The 20,258-nt window shown below is 57.2% G+C and carries 19 protein-coding genes and 1 pseudogene; 16 read left to right on the top strand and 4 right to left on the bottom strand.

Annotated features, from left to right (window positions below; translation table 11 throughout):
• Positions 1–418: 418 nt before the first annotated feature.
• The 16 genes from mnmG to glmS all read left to right on the top strand — a co-directional run bounded on the left by mnmG (position 419) and on the right by glmS (position 16,086).
• Positions 419–2,311, top strand: a complete 1,893-nt coding sequence (mnmG, locus tag ACSAMW_RS14925; RefSeq protein ID WP_500590948.1) for a tRNA uridine-5-carboxymethylaminomethyl(34) synthesis enzyme MnmG — start codon at positions 419–421, stop codon at positions 2,309–2,311.
• A gap of 5 nt (positions 2,312–2,316) precedes the next feature.
• Positions 2,317–2,955, top strand: coding sequence for a 16S rRNA (guanine(527)-N(7))-methyltransferase RsmG (gene rsmG, locus ACSAMW_RS14920; RefSeq protein WP_500594049.1), 639 nt, complete (start codon positions 2,317–2,319; stop codon positions 2,953–2,955).
• An 18-nt stretch (positions 2,956–2,973) separates the two neighbouring features.
• The gene (locus ACSAMW_RS14915) at positions 2,974–3,765 is read left to right on the top strand and encodes a ParA family protein (RefSeq protein WP_168085493.1); all 792 of its coding nucleotides are present in this window, start codon (positions 2,974–2,976) and stop codon (positions 3,763–3,765) included.
• 9 nt (positions 3,766–3,774) lie between these two features.
• Positions 3,775–4,647 (top strand): ParB/RepB/Spo0J family partition protein, encoded by an 873-nt coding sequence (locus ACSAMW_RS14910; RefSeq protein WP_168085492.1) that lies wholly within the window; start codon positions 3,775–3,777, stop codon positions 4,645–4,647.
• A 147-nt stretch (positions 4,648–4,794) separates the two neighbouring features.
• Positions 4,795–5,202, top strand: a complete 408-nt coding sequence (locus ACSAMW_RS14905; RefSeq protein ID WP_168085491.1) for a F0F1 ATP synthase subunit I — start codon at positions 4,795–4,797, stop codon at positions 5,200–5,202.
• Between the two features lie 16 nt (positions 5,203–5,218).
• Entirely contained in the window at positions 5,219–6,088 is an 870-nt protein-coding gene (atpB, locus tag ACSAMW_RS14900) for a F0F1 ATP synthase subunit A (RefSeq protein ID WP_500590947.1), read from the top strand.
• Between the two features lie 163 nt (positions 6,089–6,251).
• On the top strand, positions 6,252–6,509 hold the full coding sequence (atpE, locus tag ACSAMW_RS14895; protein ID WP_003097235.1) for a F0F1 ATP synthase subunit C: 258 nt from the start codon (positions 6,252–6,254) through the stop codon (positions 6,507–6,509).
• 55 nt (positions 6,510–6,564) lie between these two features.
• On the top strand, positions 6,565–7,035 hold the full coding sequence (locus ACSAMW_RS14890) for a F0F1 ATP synthase subunit B (RefSeq protein ID WP_168085489.1): 471 nt from the start codon (positions 6,565–6,567) through the stop codon (positions 7,033–7,035).
• A gap of 12 nt (positions 7,036–7,047) precedes the next feature.
• Entirely contained in the window at positions 7,048–7,584 is a 537-nt protein-coding gene (locus tag ACSAMW_RS14885; protein WP_168085488.1) for a F0F1 ATP synthase subunit delta, read from the top strand.
• A 21-nt stretch (positions 7,585–7,605) separates the two neighbouring features.
• On the top strand, positions 7,606–9,150 hold the full coding sequence (gene atpA, locus ACSAMW_RS14880; protein ID WP_168085487.1) for a F0F1 ATP synthase subunit alpha: 1,545 nt from the start codon (positions 7,606–7,608) through the stop codon (positions 9,148–9,150).
• A 48-nt stretch (positions 9,151–9,198) separates the two neighbouring features.
• Positions 9,199–10,059: a F0F1 ATP synthase subunit gamma gene (gene atpG / locus ACSAMW_RS14875; protein ID WP_168085486.1), complete on the top strand. Its 861-nt coding sequence runs from the start codon at positions 9,199–9,201 to the stop codon at positions 10,057–10,059.
• 27 nt (positions 10,060–10,086) lie between these two features.
• A complete protein-coding gene (atpD, locus tag ACSAMW_RS14870; protein WP_168085485.1) occupies positions 10,087–11,463 on the top strand; it encodes a F0F1 ATP synthase subunit beta in 1,377 nt (458 codons plus the stop codon).
• Positions 11,464–11,507: 44 nt separating this feature from the next.
• A complete protein-coding gene (locus ACSAMW_RS14865) occupies positions 11,508–11,933 on the top strand; it encodes a F0F1 ATP synthase subunit epsilon (protein ID WP_168085484.1) in 426 nt (141 codons plus the stop codon).
• 75 nt (positions 11,934–12,008) lie between these two features.
• Positions 12,009–13,373, top strand: a complete 1,365-nt coding sequence (glmU, locus tag ACSAMW_RS14860) for a bifunctional UDP-N-acetylglucosamine diphosphorylase/glucosamine-1-phosphate N-acetyltransferase GlmU (RefSeq protein WP_500590946.1) — start codon at positions 12,009–12,011, stop codon at positions 13,371–13,373.
• 102 nt (positions 13,374–13,475) lie between these two features.
• Positions 13,476–14,249 (top strand): DeoR/GlpR family DNA-binding transcription regulator, encoded by a 774-nt coding sequence (locus ACSAMW_RS14855; protein ID WP_500590945.1) that lies wholly within the window; start codon positions 13,476–13,478, stop codon positions 14,247–14,249.
• 4 nt (positions 14,250–14,253) lie between these two features.
• Positions 14,254–16,086, top strand: a complete 1,833-nt coding sequence (gene glmS, locus ACSAMW_RS14850) for a glutamine--fructose-6-phosphate transaminase (isomerizing) (RefSeq protein ID WP_500590944.1) — start codon at positions 14,254–14,256, stop codon at positions 16,084–16,086.
• Between the two features lie 115 nt (positions 16,087–16,201).
• Here the strand turns inward: glmS and ACSAMW_RS14845 are convergent, their stop codons facing one another.
• The 4 genes and pseudogenes from ACSAMW_RS14845 to cls all read right to left on the bottom strand — a co-directional run bounded on the left by ACSAMW_RS14845 (position 16,202) and on the right by cls (position 20,130).
• Positions 16,202–16,915, bottom strand: a complete 714-nt coding sequence (locus ACSAMW_RS14845) for a methyl-accepting chemotaxis protein (RefSeq protein WP_420708518.1) — start codon at positions 16,913–16,915, stop codon at positions 16,202–16,204.
• Between the two features lie 144 nt (positions 16,916–17,059).
• A pseudogene (locus ACSAMW_RS14840) lies at positions 17,060–18,130 on the bottom strand (methyl-accepting chemotaxis protein); the annotation flags it as partial.
• A 158-nt stretch (positions 18,131–18,288) separates the two neighbouring features.
• Entirely contained in the window at positions 18,289–18,585 is a 297-nt protein-coding gene (locus tag ACSAMW_RS14835; protein ID WP_500590943.1) for a hypothetical protein, read from the bottom strand.
• A gap of 105 nt (positions 18,586–18,690) precedes the next feature.
• Entirely contained in the window at positions 18,691–20,130 is a 1,440-nt protein-coding gene (gene cls / locus ACSAMW_RS14830; protein WP_500590942.1) for a cardiolipin synthase, read from the bottom strand.
• Positions 20,131–20,258 lie beyond the last annotated feature (128 nt).

Raw genomic sequence — 20,258 nt, 5'->3', positions numbered from 1 at the left:
GCCATTGAGCCGGTTTTTTTATATCCACAGCTCAGGAGCCCTGTGGAAAAGCCTACCAGAGCTCTTGTGATAACACGTCCTGCTAGCTGTGTATAAAAGTGCCTTGGGGATAAAGCTTGATTTATGCACAGGCTATAACCCGTTATCCTCAATGCTCAAAGGCACCTATCGACAATGTTTAAGATCGCTGTACAGTGCATGAATAAAGGCCTGTATAGCTTTATCCACAGAAAGGGTGCTGACTAAGAATAAACATAAAAACAAAGCTTTTATAAATCTCTTCTCTTTTATGTATCTATTGGCAGCCAACCGCTGCCGGCTGGCTATTTTTTGCACAAACGGTTTCTTTCCACAGGCCAAATTCCCTATACTGCGCAGCTATCCCAAATTACCCATATGAACAGGCACGAGGTGCGTGGTGGATTTCCCTTCCCGTTTTGAAGTGATCGTCATCGGCGGTGGCCATGCCGGTACCGAGGCCGCGCTCGCTTCCGCGCGGATGGGCGCACGTACATTGCTGCTGACTCACAACGTTGAAACCTTGGGCCAAATGAGCTGCAACCCTGCTATTGGCGGGATCGGCAAAAGCCACCTGGTCAAGGAAATCGATGCGCTCGGCGGCGCGATGGCGTTGGCCACAGATAAAGGCGGTATCCAGTTCCGCGTACTGAATAACCGCAAAGGCCCCGCAGTGCGCGCAACGCGTGCCCAGGCAGACCGTGTGCTGTACAAGGCTGCAGTGCGTGACATTCTGGAAAACCAGCCCAACCTGTGGATATTTCAACAGGCCTGCGATGATCTGATTGTCGACGGGGACGAGGTGAAAGGGGTGGTAACCCAAATGGGCCTGCGTTTCCATGCAGACTCTGTAGTGCTGACAGCAGGCACATTCCTGGGTGGGCTTATCCACATTGGCATGGATAACTATTCAGGCGGGCGCGCAGGTGATCCGCCTTCCATTGCATTGGCCAGGCGCCTGCGTGAATTGCCATTGCGAGTGGGCCGCTTGAAAACCGGGACCCCGCCACGCATCGATGGAAAGTCTGTTGATTTTTCGGTCATGACAGAACAGCCGGGTGATACGCCTATTCCCGTTATGTCATTCATGGGCAATGCCCAGATGCATCCGCGCCAGGTGAGTTGCTGGATTACCCATACCAATGCTCGTACTCACGAGATCATCGCGGCCAACCTGGACCGTTCCCCCATGTATTCGGGGGTCATCGAAGGTGTAGGGCCTCGCTATTGTCCTTCCATCGAGGACAAGATCCATCGGTTCGCCGACAAGGACAGCCATCAGGTATTCATCGAGCCCGAGGGTTTGACGACTCATGAGCTGTATCCAAACGGCATCTCCACGTCATTGCCTTTTGACGTGCAGCTACAGATTGTGCGATCCATCCGAGGGATGGAAAACGCCCACATCATGCGACCGGGTTACGCCATCGAGTACGACTACTTTGACCCTCGTGACCTGAAATACAGCCTTGAAACAAAAGCCATTGCCGGTTTGTTCTTTGCTGGGCAAATCAATGGCACCACGGGGTACGAAGAGGCGGGCGCACAAGGTTTGCTGGCAGGGGCCAATGCGGCATTGCGCGCAAAGGGTCAGGACGCCTGGTGCCCACGCCGCGATGAGGCTTACATGGGTGTGCTCGTAGATGACCTGATTACCCTGGGTACGCAAGAGCCTTACCGCATGTTTACGTCCCGGGCGGAATACCGGCTGGTATTGCGCGAAGACAATGCCGACCTGCGCCTGACTGAAACAGGCCGCCGGTTGGGCTTGGTAGACGATGCGCAGTGGCAGGCATTTTGTACCAAGCGTGAAGCCATCGAGCGTGAGGAACAACGCTTGAAAAGCACCTGGGTGAGGCCCGGTACGCCAGTAGGTGAAGCGGTCGCCAACCACTACGGCACACCGCTGGCTCATGAATACAACCTGCTGAATCTGCTCAGCCGGCCGGAAATCGATTATGCAGGCCTCACGGCCATTACCGGCACTACTGAAATTGATCCACAGGTCGCCGAGCAAGTTGAAATCAAGGTCAAGTATGCAGGCTATATCGAACGCCAGCAGGACGAGATTGAAAAACTGCGCGCTAGCGAAAACATACGGCTGCCTGTGGATATCGATTACCCTGCTATCTCCGGCCTTTCCAAGGAAATCCAGGCCAAGCTGAGCCAGGCACGCCCTGAAACATTAGGTCAGGCGTCGCGTATTCCAGGTGTTACGCCAGCGGCTATTTCCCTGTTGATGATTCACCTGAAAAAACGTGGTGCAGCCAGGCAGGTGGAGCACAGCGCGTGACCAACATGATTACCTCTAGCCACCGTGATGAATTATCCACAGGTGCCAAAGCCCTTGGGGTTTCGCTCACGTCTGTCCAGGAAGAGCAATTGCTGGGCTACCTGGCGTTGCTGATCAAGTGGAACAAAGCCTACAACCTGACTGCAGTACGGGACCCGGATGAAATGGTGTCCCGTCACCTTCTGGACAGCTTGAGCATCGCCAAGTACGTCGGCGAGCGCCATCGGTGGATCGATGTAGGCAGCGGGGGCGGCATGCCGGGCATTCCCATGGCGATTCTGTACCCACAGAAGTCCATTACCACATTGGATAGCATTGGCAAGAAAACCCGGTTTCAAACCCAGGTTAAGCTTGAACTCAAGCTTGCCAATCTTGAAATTATCCACAGCCGTGTAGAGGCTCACCATCCGTCTCAGGCGTATGATGGCATTGTGTCCCGAGCCTTCAGCAGCCTGGAGGATTTCACCAACTGGACCCGCCACCTAGGTAACCCCGACACACGCTGGTTCGCGATGAAGGGGCTACATCCGACAGATGAACTGGTAGCATTGCCCGCTGATTTTGAAATCGATAGCGCGCATGCCTTGGCCGTACCAGGTTGCCAAGGCCAACGGCATCTACTGATACTGCGCCGCAAGGCATGACGGGGAACACAAGCGACAATGGCTAAGGTATTCGCAATCGCGAACCAGAAAGGTGGGGTCGGAAAAACCACGACCTGCATAAACCTCGCGGCTTCACTGGTCGCCGTCAAGCGTCGAGTATTATTGATCGACCTTGATCCGCAGGGTAACGCCACCATGGGCAGCGGTGTGGATAAGCATTCACTGGAGCGCTCGGTCTATGACCTGCTTATCGGTGAATGCGACTTGAATGAAGCCATGCATTTTTCCGAACACGGTGGTTATCAGCTGCTGCCGGCCAACCGGGACCTGACAGCGGCAGAAGTCGTGCTGCTGGAAATGCAGATGAAAGAAAGCCGCCTGCGTAATGCCTTGGCGCCTATTCGCGAAAACTACGATTACATCCTGATCGACTGCCCACCTTCGCTGTCGATGCTGACGCTCAACGCGCTGGTGGCAGCCGATGGCGTCATCATCCCCATGCAGTGCGAGTACTTTGCACTGGAAGGGCTCAGCGACCTTGTGGATAACATCAAACGCATTGGGGCAGCTATCAATCCTTCGCTCAAGATCGAAGGTTTGCTGCGCACCATGTACGATCCTCGGCTGAGCCTCATCAATGACGTGTCCGCACAGCTCAAAGAGCACTTCGGCGATCAGTTGTACGAGACTGTCATTCCTCGCAATATCCGCCTTGCCGAAGCACCAAGTTTTGGAATGCCCGCGCTGACCTACGACAAGCAGTCCAAAGGGGCGATGGCCTACCTGGAGCTGGCCAACGAAATGGTTCGCCGTCAACGCCGCAAGGCTCGCACCGCTGCGGCGGTCTAAGGAAACGCAATGGCTGTCAAAAAACGAGGGTTGGGCCGGGGGCTCGATGCGCTGCTGAGCGCGCCAACCGCTTCAGCCTTGGAAGCACAAGCGGTCGGGCTTGAGGAAAAAGAACTACAGTACCTGCCGCTGGATGTGATTCAGCGAGGCAAGTACCAGCCTCGGCGGGATATGGACCCGCAGGCGCTGGAAGAGCTGGCGCAGTCCATCCGTGCACAAGGCGTGATGCAGCCGATCGTAGTACGGCCGATAGCCAAGGGCCGTTATGAGATCATTGCCGGTGAACGCCGTTGGCGAGCCAGCCAGCAGGCCGGGCAGGAGCGTATCCCTGCCATGGTTCGAGAAGTGCCGGACGAAACGGCAATCGCCATGGCGCTGATCGAGAACATCCAGCGCGAAGACCTCAACCCGCTTGAAGAAGCCATTGCCTTGCAACGGTTGCAGCAAGAGTTTCAGCTGACCCAACAACAGGTAGCCGAAGCAGTGGGCAAGTCACGCGCGACGGTCACCAACCTGTTGCGGCTGATCACGCTGCCCGAAGGTATCAAAACCATGCTGGCGCACGGTGACCTGGAGATGGGACATGCCAGGGCACTGCTAGGCCTGCCGGACGAGCGCCAGCTTGAGGGGGCGCGACATGTTGTCGCACGCGGCCTTACTGTGCGCCAAACCGAGGCACTGGTTCGCCAATGGTTGAACACTACAGAACAGCCTGCGAAGGAGGTCAAGACCGACCCGGATATCGCTCGGCTGGAACAGCGCCTGGCAGAGCGGCTGGGCTCTGCAGTGCAGATACGTCATGGTGGGAAGGGGAAAGGGCAGTTGGTCATTCGGTACAACTCGCTGGATGAGCTGCAGGGGGTCCTCGCTCACATTCGCTGAAACATCAAGTTTCAGGCGAGCAGTCGGAAAAGCCACGCCGGTAGTTGAACAGGGGCTGAACCGCCCCTATACTCTGCGCGCATTTTGTCGGCACATTCTATGCCAAGTCGTCGTTGTTCGGCAGGCCGACCTTCAGGAGCCAAATCGATGGAAACCCGCACGCCAAACCGCTTGCCGTTCCATCGCTGGGCAGTTTTTCCCGTCCTGATGGCTCAATTGATCACGCTACTGCTGGCAGCCTTGGTGCTGTGGCAGTGGCACGGGCCGGTCAGCGGCTATTCAGGCATGTGTGGAGGCCTGATCGGCTGGCTGCCCAATGTTTATTTTGCTTCGAAGGCGTTCCGCTTCAGCGGTGCCCGAGCAGCACAGGCTATCGTCCGGTCCTTTTACGCCGGCGAGGCAGGCAAACTGATTTTAACGGCAGTGCTGTTTGCACTGACGTTCGTAGGGGTAAAGCCGCTGGCGCCATTGGCGCTGTTCGGCGTGTTCCTGTTGACTCAACTGGTCAACTGGTTCGCACCTCTGCTCATGAAAACAAGATTTTCAAGACCTTAGGGCGTTTGAGGCAACCATGGCAGCAGAAACCGCTTCGGGCTATATACAGCACCACCTTCAGAACCTGACTTTCGGTCAACTTGCCGACGGTAGCTGGGGCCTTGCCCACAGCGCTGCCGAGGCCAAGGCCATGGGTTTCTGGGCTTTCCACGTCGACACCTTGGGCTGGTCCGTTGCCTTGGGTATGATCTTCGTTCTGCTGTTCCGCATGGCAGCACGCAAGGCAACCTCCGGCCAGCCTGGCGCCTTGCAGAACTTCGTCGAAGTGCTGGTCGAGTTTGTCGATGGCAGTGTGAAGGACAGCTTCCATGGCCGTAGCGCTGTTATCGCGCCCCTGGCATTGACCATCTTCGCTTGGGTATTCCTGATGAACGCCATCGACCTCATCCCGGTCGACTGGATTCCTCAGGTAGCGGCCAAGCTGACCGGCAACCACGAAATCGCCTTCCGTGCAGTGTCCACCACTGACCCGAATGCTACGTTGGGCATGGCACTGTCAGTGTTCGCACTCATCATTTTCTACAGCATCAAGGTCAAGGGCCTGGGCGGCTTCATCGGCGAGCTCACCTTGCACCCCTTCAGCAGCAAGAACACCGCTGTGCAGATCCTGCTCATCCCGGTCAACTTCCTGCTTGAGTTCGTGACGCTGATTGCAAAGCCAATTTCCCTGGCACTGCGGTTGTTCGGCAACATGTATGCCGGCGAGCTGGTGTTCATTCTGATTGCGGTAATGTTCGGTAGCGGTCTGCTCTGGCTCAGTGGCCTGGGTGTTGTCCTGCAATGGGCGTGGGCGGTATTCCACATCCTGATCATTACCCTGCAAGCGTTCATCTTCATGATGCTGACCATCGTCTACCTGTCGATGGCCCACGAAGATAACCATTAAGGCTCGTCTGGCGCGTCTTATGTCTTTCCTGGCGGCATCACAGCTGTCAGGAAAGAAGGCCGCACCCCGGCGCCTGTGCCGAGACGGCTTTGCTACTCCTTTGCTTTACCGCTTTAAACCTAAGAAAACCTAACCAATACGACGTAAAAAGTCGGGAGGAAAGATGGAAACTGTAGTTGGTCTGACCGCTATCGCTGTTGCTCTGCTGATCGGCCTGGGCGCACTGGGTACCGCTATCGGCTTTGGCCTGCTGGGCGGCAAGTTCCTGGAAGGCGCTGCTCGCCAACCAGAAATGGTCCCTATGCTTCAGGTCAAAATGTTCATCGTCGCCGGCCTGCTGGACGCCGTGACCATGATCGGCGTTGGTATCGCACTGTTCTTCACCTTCGCGAACCCCTTCGTTGGTCAGATCGCTGGTTGATCACTCTCTCCTGAGTGAGTAGGTGTGATGTGCAAAGAACGAGCGAGGTGTTGGCGTGAACATTAATGCAACCCTGATAGGCCAGTCCGTTGCGTTCTTCATTTTCGTGTGGTTCTGCATGAAGTTCGTATGGCCTCCGGTCATCGCGGCTCTGCAGGAACGCCAGAAGAAGATCGCTGATGGTCTGGACGCTGCCAGCCGTGCTGCTCGCGACCTGGAATTGGCCCAAGATAAAGCGGGTCAACAACTGCGCGATGCCAAGGCACAAGCTGCCGAAATCATCGAACAGTCCAAGAAGCGTGGTACGCAGATTGTCGACGAAGCCCGGGAACAGGCTCGCGTCGAGGCTGAACGCATCAAAGTACAGGCTTCGGCAGAGATCGAGCAGGAACTGAACAGTGCCAAGGATGCCTTGCGTGCCCAAGTGGGCTTGCTGGCTGTCACTGGCGCCGAGAAGATCCTGGGATCGTCTATCGATCAAACTGCGCACGCGGAGCTGGTCAATAAACTGGCCTCTGAAATTTAAGCGAGGGCGATCATGGCAGAACTGACCACGTTGGCCCGACCTTATGCCAAGGCGGCCTTCGAGCATGCCCAGGCCCACCAGCAACTGGCCAATTGGTCAGCCATGCTCGGCCTGGCTGCAGCGGTGTCTGAAGACGGCACCATGCAGCAATTGCTCAAGGCCCCGCGACTGACGAGCGCAGAAAAGGCCGCAGCCTTTATTCAGGTATGCGGTGAGAAGTTTGATGCACAGGCACGTAATTTCATTCACGTTGCCGCGGAAAATGACCGACTCCTGCTGTTGCCGGAGATCTCGGCGTTGTTCGACCTGTACAAGGCCGAGCAGGAAAAATCCGTGGATGTGAACGTCACCAGTGCCTTCGCATTGAACCAAGAACAGCAAGACAAACTCGCCAAGGTTCTCAGTGCACGGCTCGGCCGGGAAGTGCGACTGCACGCTGCGGAGGATGCCAGCCTGATCGGTGGCGTCGTTATCCGCGCCGGTGACCTGGTAATCGATGGCTCGGTGCGCGGCAAAATCGCGCAACTGGCCGAAGCACTGAAATCTTGAGTTTGAAGGGGCAGCAGAGCAATGCAGCAACTCAATCCTTCCGAAATTAGCGAAATCATCAAGGGGCGCATCGAACAACTCGATGTCACCTCTCAGGCCCGCAACGAAGGTACCGTAGTCAGTGTGTCTGACGGTATCGTGCGGATCCACGGTCTGGCCGACGTCATGTACGGCGAAATGATCGAGTTCCCTGATGGCGTCTTTGGTATGGCGCTCAACCTGGAACAGGACTCGGTTGGCGCCGTAGTCTTGGGTGCCTACAACTCCTTGGCCGAAGGCATGAGTGCCAAGTGCACCGGCCGTATCCTGGAAGTGCCGGTTGGCAAGGCCCTGCTGGGCCGTGTGGTCGATGCGCTGGGTAACCCGGTCGACGGCAAGGGCCCCCTGGGCCACACCGAAACCGACGCGGTCGAGAAAGTCGCACCGGGCGTGATCTGGCGTAAATCCGTCGACCAGCCCCTGCAGACCGGCTATAAGGCAGTCGACGCCATGATCCCGGTAGGCCGTGGCCAGCGTGAGCTGATCATCGGTGACCGTCAGATCGGTAAAACTGCAATGGCCATCGACGCCATCATCAACCAGAAGAACAGCGGTATCTTCTGCGTGTATGTGGCTATCGGTCAGAAGCAGTCGACCATTGCCAACATCGTTCGCAAGCTCGAAGAGCATGGCGCGCTGGCAAACACCATTATCGTAGCTGCCTCGGCCTCCGAATCGGCTGCGTTGCAATACCTGGCACCCTACTCGGGCTGCACCATGGGCGAATTCTTCCGCGACCGCGGTGAAGATGCTCTGATCGTTTACGATGACCTGTCCAAGCAGGCCGTAGCCTACCGTCAGATCTCCCTGCTGCTGCGTCGTCCACCAGGGCGCGAAGCCTACCCAGGTGACGTGTTCTACCTCCACTCCCGCTTGCTGGAGCGCGCTTCCCGCGTTTCCGAAGAATACGTAGAGAAGTTCACGAACGGTGCTGTTACTGGCAAAACCGGTTCCTTGACGGCCCTGCCGCTGATCGAAACCCAGGCTGGCGACGTTTCCGCGTTCGTTCCAACCAACGTGATCTCGATCACCGATGGCCAGATCTTCCTGGAGTCGGGCATGTTCAACTCGGGCATCCGCCCGGCGGTCAACGCCGGTGTATCGGTATCCCGTGTAGGTGGTGCCGCTCAGACCAAGATCATCAAGAAGCTGTCCGGTGGTATTCGTACCGCGCTGGCCCAGTACCGTGAACTGGCTGCGTTCGCGCAGTTCGCTTCCGACCTGGACGAAGCAACCCGCAAGCAGCTGGAGCATGGTCAGCGCGTTACCGAGCTGATGAAGCAGAAGCAATACGCGCCAATGTCCATCGCTGAGATGGCCCTGTCGCTGTATGCCGCTGAACGTGGCTTCCTCACCGACATCGAAATTGCCAAGATCGGCAGCTTCGAGCAGGCGCTGATTGCTTACTTCAACCGCGATCACGCCGACCTGTTGGCGAAGATCAACGTGAAGGGTGACTTCAACGACGAGATCGATGCCGGCATCAAGGCGGGTATCGAGAAGTTCAAGGCCACCCAGACCTGGTAAGCCGCAGCGGGGGCTTCGGCCCCCGCTTGCTAACCTGATAGGTGAGACATGGCAGGCGCAAAAGAGATTCGCGGCAAGATTGCGAGCATCAAAAGCACGCAAAAAATTACCAGCGCCATGGAAAAGGTGGCGGTCAGCAAAATGCGCAAGGCACAACTGCGCATGGCCGCCAGCCGCCCCTACGCGGACCACATCCGCCAGGTAATCGGGCATCTGGCCAACGCCAACCCTGAATACCGTCACCCGTTCATGCTCGACCGCGAAGCAAAGCGCGTGGGCTATATCGTGGTGAGCAGTGATCGTGGCCTGTGCGGTGGTTTGAACACCAACCTGTTCAAGTTGCTGGTCAAGGACATGGCTGCCAACCGCGAAAGGGGCGTGGAAATCGACCTGTGCGTGGTGGGTAGCAAAGGCGCAACGTTCTTCCGCAGTTTTGGCGGGAACGTGGTTGCAGCAATAAGCCACTTGGGCGAAGAGCCGTCGATCAATGATCTGATCGGTAGCGTCAAAGTGATGCTGGATGCCTACCTTCAGGGCCGTATCGATCGCCTGTGTGTAGCGTCCAACAAGTTTGTAAATACCATGGTGCAAAAGCCTGTGGTAGAGCAGTTGGTACCGTTGGTTGCAACCCCGGATCAAGCGCTCAAGCATCACTGGGATTACCTGTATGAACCCGACGCCAAAGAGCTGCTGGACGGCCTGATGGTGCGTTACGTGGAGTCGCAGGTCTACCAGGCAGTGGTGGAGAACAACGCTTCTGAGCAAGCGGCGCGGATGATCGCCATGAAGAACGCCACCGACAACGCCGGTGACCTGATCAGCGAATTGCAGCTGATCTACAACAAGGCGCGTCAGGCTGCGATCACCCAAGAGATCTCGGAAATCGTCGGCGGCGCTGCCGCGGTTTAACGGTTCAAATATTCAGAGGATCCAGCTATGAGTAGCGGACGTATCGTTCAAATCATCGGCGCCGTGATCGACGTGGAATTCCCACGCGATAGCGTACCGAGCATCTACAACGCGCTGAAGGTACAAGGCGCGGAAACCACCCTGGAAGTTCAGCAGCAGCTGGGCGACGGCGTGGTTCGTACCATTGCCATGGGTTCCACCGAAGGGCTGAAGCGTGGCCTGAACGTGATCGACACCAATGCAGCCATTGCAGTCCCGGTTGGCAAGGCCACCTTGGGTCGCATCATGGACGTATTGGGCAACCCGATTGACGAAGCAGGCCCGATCGATACCGAAGAGCGCTGGGGTATCCACCGTGCAGCCCCTTCCTTCGCGGAGCAGGCTGGCGGCAACGATCTGCTGGAAACCGGTATCAAGGTTATCGACCTGGTATGCCCGTTTGCCAAAGGCGGCAAGGTTGGCCTGTTCGGCGGTGCCGGTGTGGGCAAAACCGTTAACATGATGGAACTCATCCGTAACATCGCCATGGAACACAGCGGTTACTCCGTGTTCGCTGGTGTGGGCGAGCGTACCCGTGAAGGGAACGACTTCTACCACGAGATGAAAGACTCCAACGTTCTGGACAAGGTAGCCCTTGTCTACGGCCAGATGAACGAGCCGCCAGGAAACCGCCTGCGCGTAGCGCTGACCGGCCTGACCATGGCTGAGAAATTCCGTGACGAAGGTAACGACGTTCTGCTGTTCGTCGACAACATCTACCGTTACACCTTGGCCGGTACCGAAGTATCTGCACTGCTGGGCCGTATGCCTTCGGCCGTAGGTTACCAGCCGACCTTGGCAGAAGAGATGGGCGTCCTCCAGGAGCGCATCACTTCCACCAAGAATGGTTCGATTACCTCGATCCAGGCCGTTTACGTTCCTGCGGACGACCTGACCGACCCGTCGCCAGCTACCACCTTCGCTCACCTTGATGCGACCGTGGTACTGTCCCGTGACATCGCCTCGCTGGGTATCTACCCCGCTGTGGACCCGCTGGACTCCACGTCCCGCCAGCTGGACCCACTGGTGATCGGCCAGGAGCACTACGACACCGCCCGCGGCGTCCAGTACGTGCTGCAGCGCTACAAGGAACTGAAAGACATCATCGCCATCCTCGGTATGGACGAGCTGTCCGAAGCAGACAAGCAACTGGTTTCCCGTGCTCGGAAAATCCAGCGCTTCCTGTCCCAGCCGTTCTTCGTGGCAGAAGTCTTCACCGGTGCCTCGGGTAAATACGTTTCCCTGAAAGACACCATCGCAGGCTTCAAAGGCATCCTCAACGGTGACTACGACCACTTGCCAGAACAGGCGTTCTACATGGTCGGCGGCATCGAAGAAGCGATCGAGAAGGCCAAGAAACTGTAATCCCGGCGCCCGGTAACGGGCGCTTTCAGGTTGAGGCAAGGTAGATGGCTATGACTGTCCATTGCGATATCGTCAGCGCTGAAGGGGAAATCTTCTCCGGCCTGGTAGAGATGGTAATTGCGCACGGCAACCTGGGTGATCTTGGTATCGCTCCAGGCCATGCGCCATTGCTGACGGACCTGAAGCCAGGTCCGATCCGCTTGATCAAGCAGGGTGGCGCGGCTGAGGTGTTCTACATCTCCGGCGGCTTCCTTGAAGTGCAGCCGAACGTGGTAAAGGTCTTGGCCGATACCGTGCAACGTGCCGCCGACCTTGATGAAGCCTCGGCTCAGAATGCTGTAAAGGCTGCCGAGAAAGCGCTGAATGAGAAAGGAACGGACTTCGACTATAGCGCCGCTGCGGCACGCTTGGCCGAAGCCACCGCTCAGCTCCGTACAGTGCAACAAATTCGCAAGAAGTACGGTGGATAACTCCGCCTCTTTTTGAGTGATTGAGTAAAAGGGTAGCCTCGGCTACCCTTTTTCTTTTTTACCCACAGGGCTTTTATGTCTCTCGATATCGTTATCCTTGCGGCCGGCCAAGGAACGCGCATGCGTTCTGCATTGCCCAAGGTGCTTCATCCAGTAGCCGGTCGCTCTATGCTGGGCCATGTTATCCACAGCGCGCGTGAACTGGCACCTGTGGGTATCCATGTGGTGATTGGTCATGGTGCGGAGCAGGTTCGCACTGCGTTGCAGGCAAGCGATATCCACTTCGTAGTACAAGCACAGCAATTGGGTACCGGCCATGCAGTGGCGCAAGCCCAGCCTGGCCTGGCTTCCTCCACCACGCTTGTACTGTATGGGGACGTCCCCCTTATTCAACCTGCAACCTTGAAGGCCCTGCTCGCCAAAGCCAGTGAAACCCAAGTGGCGCTGCTGACAGTCAACCTTGCCGACCCTACGGGCTACGGTCGCATTATCCGTGATGCCCAAGGGCGGGTAACGGCTATTGTCGAGCACAAGGACGCCACCGAGGCGCAGCGGCAGGTGCGTGAGGGGAATACCGGCATTCTTGCTTTGCCGACGGCCCTGCTGGCAGGTTGGATGGCTCGGCTGTCCAACAACAACGTGCAAGGCGAGTATTACCTCACTGATATCATTGCCATGGCCGTGGCGGATGGTCTGGAAGTGGTCACTGAGACCGCCATGCAACCTATGGAAGTCCAAGGCGCAAACGACCGCCGTCAGTTGGCAGAGCTAGAGCGCTTTTATCAACAACGTGAAGCGGAACGGCTAATGGCGGCGGGTGTAACGCTGCGTGATCCCGCTCGGCTGGATGTTCGCGGTGAGGTCATCGCGGGCCGCGATGTCATGATCGATGTGAACGTGGTGCTTGAGGGCCGCGTGGTGATCGAGGATGACGTACAGATAGGCGCCAACGTTTTCATTAAAGACTGCACGCTCAAGCGTGGCGCTATCATCAAGCCTTTTACGCACTTGGAAGGCGCTACTGTAGGGGAGGGTGCAGACGCAGGCCCGTTCGCTCGCCTGCGGCCTGGTACCGTGCTTGAGGAAAAAGCCCATGTGGGTAACTTCGTCGAGTTGAAAAATGCACACATGGGGCCAGGCGCCAAGGCCGGCCACCTGAGCTACCTAGGCGATGCTTCCATTGGCGCCCGCACAAATATCGGTGCCGGCACCATTACCTGCAATTACGACGGGGCTAACAAGCACCGTACGGAGCTAGGTGCTGACGTCTTTATAGGCTCCAATAACGCACTGGTTGCGCCGGTGAAGGTGGGGGACGGCGCTACCACGGCGGCAGGTTCCACTATCACCGTAGACATACCCGAACAACAGTTGGGTGTGGCCCGTGCCAGGCAGCGCAATATCGACGGTTGGAAACGGCCGGAAAAGAAGAAACCCTGACAAATAGGCCCGTGGTAGGGGCGCAGCTGATGGAGGTTGACAGCCTGCTCGCGAACAGGTTGAATGCGCGCATTAACTTTCGAATCGAAAGATCGCGTAACCATGACGAAACGTGATACCCCTCAGCGACGCCACGCCATTATTGCCCTCCTGAATAAGCAGGGCGAAGTCACGGTAGAAGCTCTGGCAAGGCATTTTCAGACATCCGAAGTGACTATCCGAAAGGATTTAGGTGCCTTGGAGATCAGTGGCCTGCTGCTACGTCGCTATGGTGGAGCCGTGCCAGTCCCCCAGGAAATGATTGCCGAGCCTGTCCAGAAAGTTTCGGTTCATAAGCAAGCTATTGCCAAAGCGGCGGTGGGGCTGATCAAAGAGCACGCGCGTATCATCATCGACAGCGGCAGCACTACGGCGACGATGATTCCGCACTTGGGTAGGCAACCAGGGTTAGTGGTGATGACTAATTCCCTGCAAGTCGTTACCGCTCTCCGGGAGCTTGAGCCCGAGCCGGTATTGCTAATGACCGGGGGCACCTGGGACCCTCATTCGGAATCCTTCCAGGGACAGGTCGCTGAGCAGGTATTACGTTCTTATGATTTCGATCAGCTGTTCATCGGTGCCGACGGCCTGGACCTTGAGCGTGGTACCACCACGTTCAATGAGTTGCTGGGCCTAAGCCGTGTGATGGCCGAGGCGGCACGAGAGGTCATTGTGCTCGCTGAAGCCGATAAAGTAGGCCGTCGCATTCCCAACCTTGAGCTGCCTTGGAGCAGTGTCCATACCCTTATTACGGATGACCGTTTGCCGGCCGAGGCACGCGAGCACATCCAGGCGCGCGGCGTAAGGCTGATATGCGCTACCCCAAGCCAGGAGTAAATCTATGTGCGGAATCGTTGGTGCCATTGCCGAACGTAATATCACGGCCATCCTGATCGAAGGTCTCAAGCGCCTGGAATACCGTGGGTATGACAGCGCCGGCATTGCATTGGTGACCACCAGTGGCACCCTTGAGCGCCGCCGCCGCACCGGCAAGGTAAGCGAACTGGAAGCGTCCCTTGCACAGCAGCCCCTCATAGGGCGCCTGGGTATCGCTCATACCCGCTGGGCCACCCACGGTGCGCCGAATGAACGTAACGCCCACCCCCACTTTTCTCATAATGTGGCGGTCGTCCATAACGGCATCATCGAAAACCACGAGCCCCTGCGTGCAGCCTTGATCGTACAGGGGTACGTGTTCGAATCCGAGACTGACACCGAAGTGATCGCTCACCTGCTTCACCTTGAGCTGCAGCGTACCGGTGCGCTGATCGAGGCGTTGCGCGCAACCGTCAAACAGCTGCATGGCGCCTATGGCCTGGCCGCCATCAACCTGGAAGAGCCTGATCGGCTAGTAGCCGCCCGTAGCGGAAGCCCGCTGGTGATTGGCCTGGGCCTGGGCGAAAATTACCTGGCCTCGGACCAATTGGCGCTACGGCAAGTAACCGATCGCTTCATGTACCTGGAGGAGGGTGACATTGCCGAGATTCTTCGGGACAGCCTTCAGGTCTGGACCCGGGACGGGCAACCTGTTCAACGCGAAGTGGTACAGCACCGTGAAGGTGCCGAGGCGGCGGACAAAGGCGAGTACCGCCACTTCATGCTTAAAGAAATCCACGAGCAGCCTACGGTGGTACAACGCACCTTAGAAGGGCGGCTTGGCCAGGGCCAGGTGCTGATTGACGCCTTTGGGCCTGATGCATTGGCGTTGTTCAAGCGTGTACGCAATGTGCAAATCGTGGCCTGTGGTACCAGCTACCACGCTGGCATGGTAGCCCGCTATTGGCTCGAAGGCCTGGCCGGCATCCCCTGTCAGGTAGAAGTGGCCAGCGAGTTCCGCTACCGCAAAGTGGTGGTGCCCCAGGACACCTTGTTCGTGACCATCTCCCAGTCTGGTGAAACGGCGGATACCCTGGCAGCACTGCGCTATGCCAAGGCATTAGGGTTTGCCGGCAGTCTTGCTCTTTGCAACGTGGGCATCAGCTCGCTGGTGCGTGAGTCCGACCTTACCCTGTTGACCCATGCAGGGCCGGAAATTGGCGTGGCGTCCACTAAGGCCTTTACCACTCAGTTAGTGGGCCTGATGTTGCTGACACTTGCCCTTGGGCAAGCACAGGGTTCGCTGGCGCCTGGCCTGGAAGCCGAGCTGGTGGAAGAGCTGCGCCGCCTACCGATACGCTTGGGCGAAGCCCTGGCCATGGACGCAACGGTAGAAAAAGTGGCCGAGTTGTTTGCCGAAAAGCATCACACCCTGTTCCTTGGTCGCGGTGCCCAATTCCCAGTGGCCATGGAAGGCGCTTTGAAGCTCAAGGAAATTTCCTATATCCACGCTGAAGCCTATCCGGCTGGCGAACTCAAGCATGGCCCACTCGCGCTGGTCGATGCCGACATGCCCGTGGTAACTGTTGCGCCCAACAACGAGCTGCTGGAAAAGCTGAAATCCAACCTGCAGGAAGTCCGTGCACGCGGTGGAGAGCTGGTGGTGTTCGCCGATGTAGAAGCACAACTGAGCAGCGGTACAGGCACCACCGTGGTGGCCATGCCCCATATCATCGACGCCTTGGCACCGATTCTCTACACCGTCCCGTTGCAGTTGCTGTCGTACTACGTGGCGGTATTGAAGGGCACGGATGTGGACCAGCCACGTAACCTGGCCAAGTCGGTGACGGTGGAGTAGGGCGTGCGGTTGTACTCGGCTATTAGCCCATAAAACCCACCACAGGCAGCGCTACTCCCTAGCGCTGCCTGCACGAGCCTGAACCCCAGTTCACCTACGCCCAGGCCACGCTCACTTACACCCGAAACTTCCCAACCATACCCTGCAGCTGGCTACCCAGGCCGGCCAGCTCCTGTGCAGACGCAGCACTTTGCTCGGTGGCAGCGGCGGACTGATCGGCCACGTCGCGCACGCTGATCACGCTCCGGTTGATTTCATCGGTCACGGCACTCTGCTGTTCGGCAGCGGCGGATATCTGCTGGCTCATTTGCTCGATGGTGTTGATTGAGTGCGTTATTTCCACCAGTGCCTGCTCGGCCTGGTGCGCCAATTCCACCGTGCCTTGCGTACGTTTACGGCTGGCGTCCATCAAGTCCGAGGCAGCACCTGTGCCTTGCTGGAGAGCTTGAATCAGCGCCTCGATCTCGGTGGTGGAGTTTTGCGTACGCTGGGCCAGCGAACGCACTTCGTCTGCCACCACAGCGAAGCCGCGGCCTTGTTCACCGGCGCGTGCCGCTTCGATTGCGGCGTTAAGCGCCAGCAGGTTGGTCTGTTCGGCAACGGCCTTGATCACATCGATCACCCCACCGATCTTGTCGCTGTCCTGGATCAGGCGCTGCATCGCTTCACCCAGTTGCCCCACTTCGCCTGACAGCTGGCTTATCTCCCGCGTAGCTTCTTTCACCACACCACTGCCATAGGCAGCCCGCTCACCCGCCTGTTTGGCTGCGCGCGAGGCGTCTTCGGTGTTCTGCGCCACTTCCTGCACCGTGGAGGCCATCTGGTTCATGGCGGTAGCTACCTGGTCGACTTCAAGTTTCTGCTGAGTAACCCCGCTGCTGGTCTGCTCGCTAACCGCAGACAGCTCTTCAGCCGCTGTAGCGATTTGCGTTACACCATTGCTGATCCCACCGATCAGGCCGCGCAGGGACACCGTCATATGTTGCATCGTGTTCTGCAACAGGCCTAGCTCGTCCTTGCGTGATGTGGTGAGGTCGTTGGTAAGGTCACCCTCGGCGATGCGCCGCGCCGCGATCACGGCTGCGTCCAGTGGGCGCGTAAGCTGCCGGGTGAAGATCACGGCAGCGAGTATGCCGACAATCAGCACTATCAGGGCAACAGTGAACAGCTGAGCTATAGCAGCACGTTTTTCCCCATTGGCTGCAACAATCTGGGCAGCCATCAAGGCGTCAGTCAGGCTAACTGCCTGTGTGGCCTGCTGTCTCAATGTGTCACGAAGCTGGTCATTTTGCTCCAGCATCTGTGTGATATTCGTCATCAGGGCCTTGTACTGCCGTAGTGCGGTGAGCGCTGTATCCACGGCCGGGTTTGCCTGGTCTGGCAGCTTGGCCCGGGCCGCTACAACCTGGTCAATCAAGGCATCAGCGGTCGCGAAGGTAGCCTGACGGTTGTCGGCGTTTGGAATACTCAAGTAACGGCGGAATACCAGACGGAAGTTGGTCATGCCGTTGCGAAGGTCACCTGCGATCCTGATCTGATCGATGCCCGATTGGTCCGGCGAGCGCGAAGCATCATCGAAGGTCTTTTGAAGCAGGGTCTCAAAGTTCTTGCTCACATCATCAGACACTTTCACCAGCGGTTTGAGGGCGTCGTCCACCTTCTGATTGTTGCTTACCAGGTGGGCGAGCGTTTGTTCAACGGTGTCTGCCTGGCTGCTGATACCGCGCAGCATCTCAACGTTCGCAGGTACAGATAGAATCTTCAGGCCTTCCTTGATCGTTTCCCTGAGCTTGCCCAAGGCCTGTTCACACACTTGTTCTGCGCTGGCGTCTGGCGTGGCGGCATAGGCCAATGTGGCCGCTTTGACGCTTAGCATGTCGGCCTTCACTTCCGATACACGCGCCGCCTTGGCCAAGCGGCCGATCAGCAGGTCGGTACTGGAGTAGCCAATGCCTGTAACGACCAGCACACCTAGCAGTATTGAGCCAAACCCAAGGCCCAATTTCTTGCTGACTTTCAAGTTATCCAACCATGTCAATTTCATTACCGTTCACCGTCAAGTTTCCTCATCAGTCATACATCGGCTTGGGATAATGAAAGTTGATAGACGATGCGATTGGAAAAATGACGGGTATCTATAGCGTTGATGTATGAAACTAGCTAAATATTGCTTCGCCACCAGCCGAAGCAAGGCGATACGTATTACTGCGGGTTGCTCAGCAGCGTGTTGAACGGATAGATCTCACTGGGGTGGAAGGCGATCTGTTCCCCCTCTACCGTGACGCAGCAGCTGTCTGCTACCACCCGCAGGCACTTGCCGCTGCTGAAGGTTAGCCAATGGACGGTATATCCGGCTTGAGGCTCGATACGATGTTCGATGAGGTCAAGGAGGTTCATCAACCCTATGGCAGCGCGAGGGTGATTGATCGTCAGCGAGCTGTGGTGGGGTGCATCGCCCTGAGTGGACGCGTCAGGTTGTTGATAAATGTGTTTGTGCATAGCGGCCTGCCTGAGGTTGAACAGTAATTACGCACTGTAAAGCCTATGCCTCTAATGAACTGCCAGCACGTTCTGAAACCTTTGTAGGAGGCCGCCCGTATTTTGCTATAACACAGGTGAAATAAGCCGGGCGACGCGCATGCCCAACTTCAATAGCCGGTGAGTATTCTTGCTGTCGGCCACGGTCATTTCCTGCGAGTCGGCAAAATCCTTTTCAAGCATGCCGGCTACCTGCGCTGTGAAGTCCGTATCGATCGTTAGCAGCATCACTTCGAAATTCAAACGGAAGGAACGGTTGTCGAGGTTGGCGCTGCCAATCGCACTGATGTCATCATCGACCAACACTACTTTCTGATGCAGAAAACCCGGCTGGTAACGGAAGATACGAATGCCTGCACGCACCGCTTCACTGGCATACAGGCTTGAGGCGGCGTACACAATCTTATGGTCCGGGCGGGATGGCATCAGGATGCGCACATCCACATTTTTCATGACAGCCAGCCGCAACGCGGCAAAAACGGCCTCATCTGGAATGAAATAGGGTGTGGTTATCCACAAGCGGCGCTTGGCGCTGTTGATAGCTTCCATGAAAAACAATGCACAGGTTTCCTGAGGGTCTGCAGGGCCCGTGGGCAGTACTTGGCACAGCGCGCCCTCGTCTGGGTAGGCATCAGGTAGCAGCAAAGGCGGCAGCTCCCGCGACGCCCAGAACCAGTCCTCGGCAAAGCTTTCCTGCAGGCAGGCCACGGCAGGGCCTGTGACCCATACGTGAGTATCGCGCCAGGGGCTTAGGGGAGGGCGGTCCCCCAGGTATTCGTCACCTACGTTATGGCCACCCAAGAAGGCAACCTTGCCGTCCACTACCACGATCTTGCGATGGTTACGGAAATTGACCTGGAAACGGTTTAGCCCAGCGCGCCCTGCTGAAAACGCGTGAACCTGTACCCCTCCACGTTTGAGCGTTTCGATGTAGCGTTTGGGTAGGCCATGGCTGCCGATACGGTCGAACAGCAAATGTACAGAAACGCCTTGCTCGGCTTTCTCCAACAGCGCCGCCTGTAGCCGGCGCCCGATCAGATCGTCATGAATGATAAAGAACTGAATCAAAATGACCTGCTCAGCGTCTCGTATGGCTTCAAAAATTCGCTGGAACGTTGCTTCACCGTTGATGAGCAAACCAACTGCATTATTGGCCAGGCAGGGCATTCGGCCCAGGCGGGGAAGGGCACGCAGCTCGCCATAGGCATCCGACGCCTTGGCTGCCATGGCCTCCTCAACCCAAGGGCGCCAGTTTAAATGAGCGATGGCGTCCTGCATTTCCCTGTTAGCTTGTCGACGAGCATCCACGTACTCGTCGAACGAGCTTCTACCGAACACTAGGTAAGGCAGCAACGTGAAATAGGGGATGAAAAACAGCGACATTGCCCAAGCAATGGCCCCTTGAGCCGTGCGTACGGTTAGCAAGGCATGGACTGCCGCAATCGCACCCACGCTGTGGATGATGGCAAGCAAAAAACCGAAGAAAGCCGCGCTGTGGGTATCCATGCGATGTTCGAGCATCCTGGCAAGTGATGGTTTTATGACTGTTACATAAGGTAAATGTGCAGCTGTGTTTTACCCTGCAACGTATCCTGTGCCCTGGCGTCCAAGATGTTGCATATTAAGGGAGTTAC

It is taken from the genome of Pseudomonas sp. AB39(2026), assembly GCF_059831485.1.
The sequence above is the reverse complement of the archived record's forward strand: the minus strand, read 5'-3'. Positions and strand labels throughout refer to the sequence as shown.

Bases quoted from the DNA above. Each gene is read 5' to 3' on its own strand.
- ACSAMW_RS14885 (WP_168085488.1), top strand. From the start codon at position 7,048: ATGGCAGAACTGACCACGTTGGCCCGACCTTATGCCAAGGCGGCCTTC.
- ACSAMW_RS14865 (WP_168085484.1), top strand. From the start codon at position 11,508: ATGGCTATGACTGTCCATTGCGATATCGTCAGCGCTGAAGGGGAAATC.
- atpE (WP_003097235.1), top strand. From the start codon at position 6,252: ATGGAAACTGTAGTTGGTCTGACCGCTATCGCTGTTGCTCTGCTGATC.
- ACSAMW_RS14915 (WP_168085493.1), top strand. From the start codon at position 2,974: ATGGCTAAGGTATTCGCAATCGCGAACCAGAAAGGTGGGGTCGGAAAA.
- ACSAMW_RS14905 (WP_168085491.1), top strand. From the start codon at position 4,795: ATGGAAACCCGCACGCCAAACCGCTTGCCGTTCCATCGCTGGGCAGTT.
- rsmG (WP_500594049.1), top strand. From the start codon at position 2,317: ATGATTACCTCTAGCCACCGTGATGAATTATCCACAGGTGCCAAAGCC.
- ACSAMW_RS14835 (WP_500590943.1), bottom strand. From the start codon at position 18,585: ATGCACAAACACATTTATCAACAACCTGACGCGTCCACTCAGGGCGAT.
- atpD (WP_168085485.1), top strand. From the start codon at position 10,087: ATGAGTAGCGGACGTATCGTTCAAATCATCGGCGCCGTGATCGACGTG.
- glmU (WP_500590946.1), top strand. From the start codon at position 12,009: ATGTCTCTCGATATCGTTATCCTTGCGGCCGGCCAAGGAACGCGCATG.
- ACSAMW_RS14855 (WP_500590945.1), top strand. From the start codon at position 13,476: ATGACGAAACGTGATACCCCTCAGCGACGCCACGCCATTATTGCCCTC.
- atpB (WP_500590947.1), top strand. From the start codon at position 5,219: ATGGCAGCAGAAACCGCTTCGGGCTATATACAGCACCACCTTCAGAAC.
- glmS (WP_500590944.1), top strand. From the start codon at position 14,254: ATGTGCGGAATCGTTGGTGCCATTGCCGAACGTAATATCACGGCCATC.
- ACSAMW_RS14910 (WP_168085492.1), top strand. From the start codon at position 3,775: ATGGCTGTCAAAAAACGAGGGTTGGGCCGGGGGCTCGATGCGCTGCTG.
- ACSAMW_RS14845 (WP_420708518.1), bottom strand. From the start codon at position 16,915: ATGAACCAGATGGCCTCCACGGTGCAGGAAGTGGCGCAGAACACCGAA.
- atpA (WP_168085487.1), top strand. From the start codon at position 7,606: ATGCAGCAACTCAATCCTTCCGAAATTAGCGAAATCATCAAGGGGCGC.
- atpG (WP_168085486.1), top strand. From the start codon at position 9,199: ATGGCAGGCGCAAAAGAGATTCGCGGCAAGATTGCGAGCATCAAAAGC.
- cls (WP_500590942.1), bottom strand. From the start codon at position 20,130: ATGGATACCCACAGCGCGGCTTTCTTCGGTTTTTTGCTTGCCATCATC.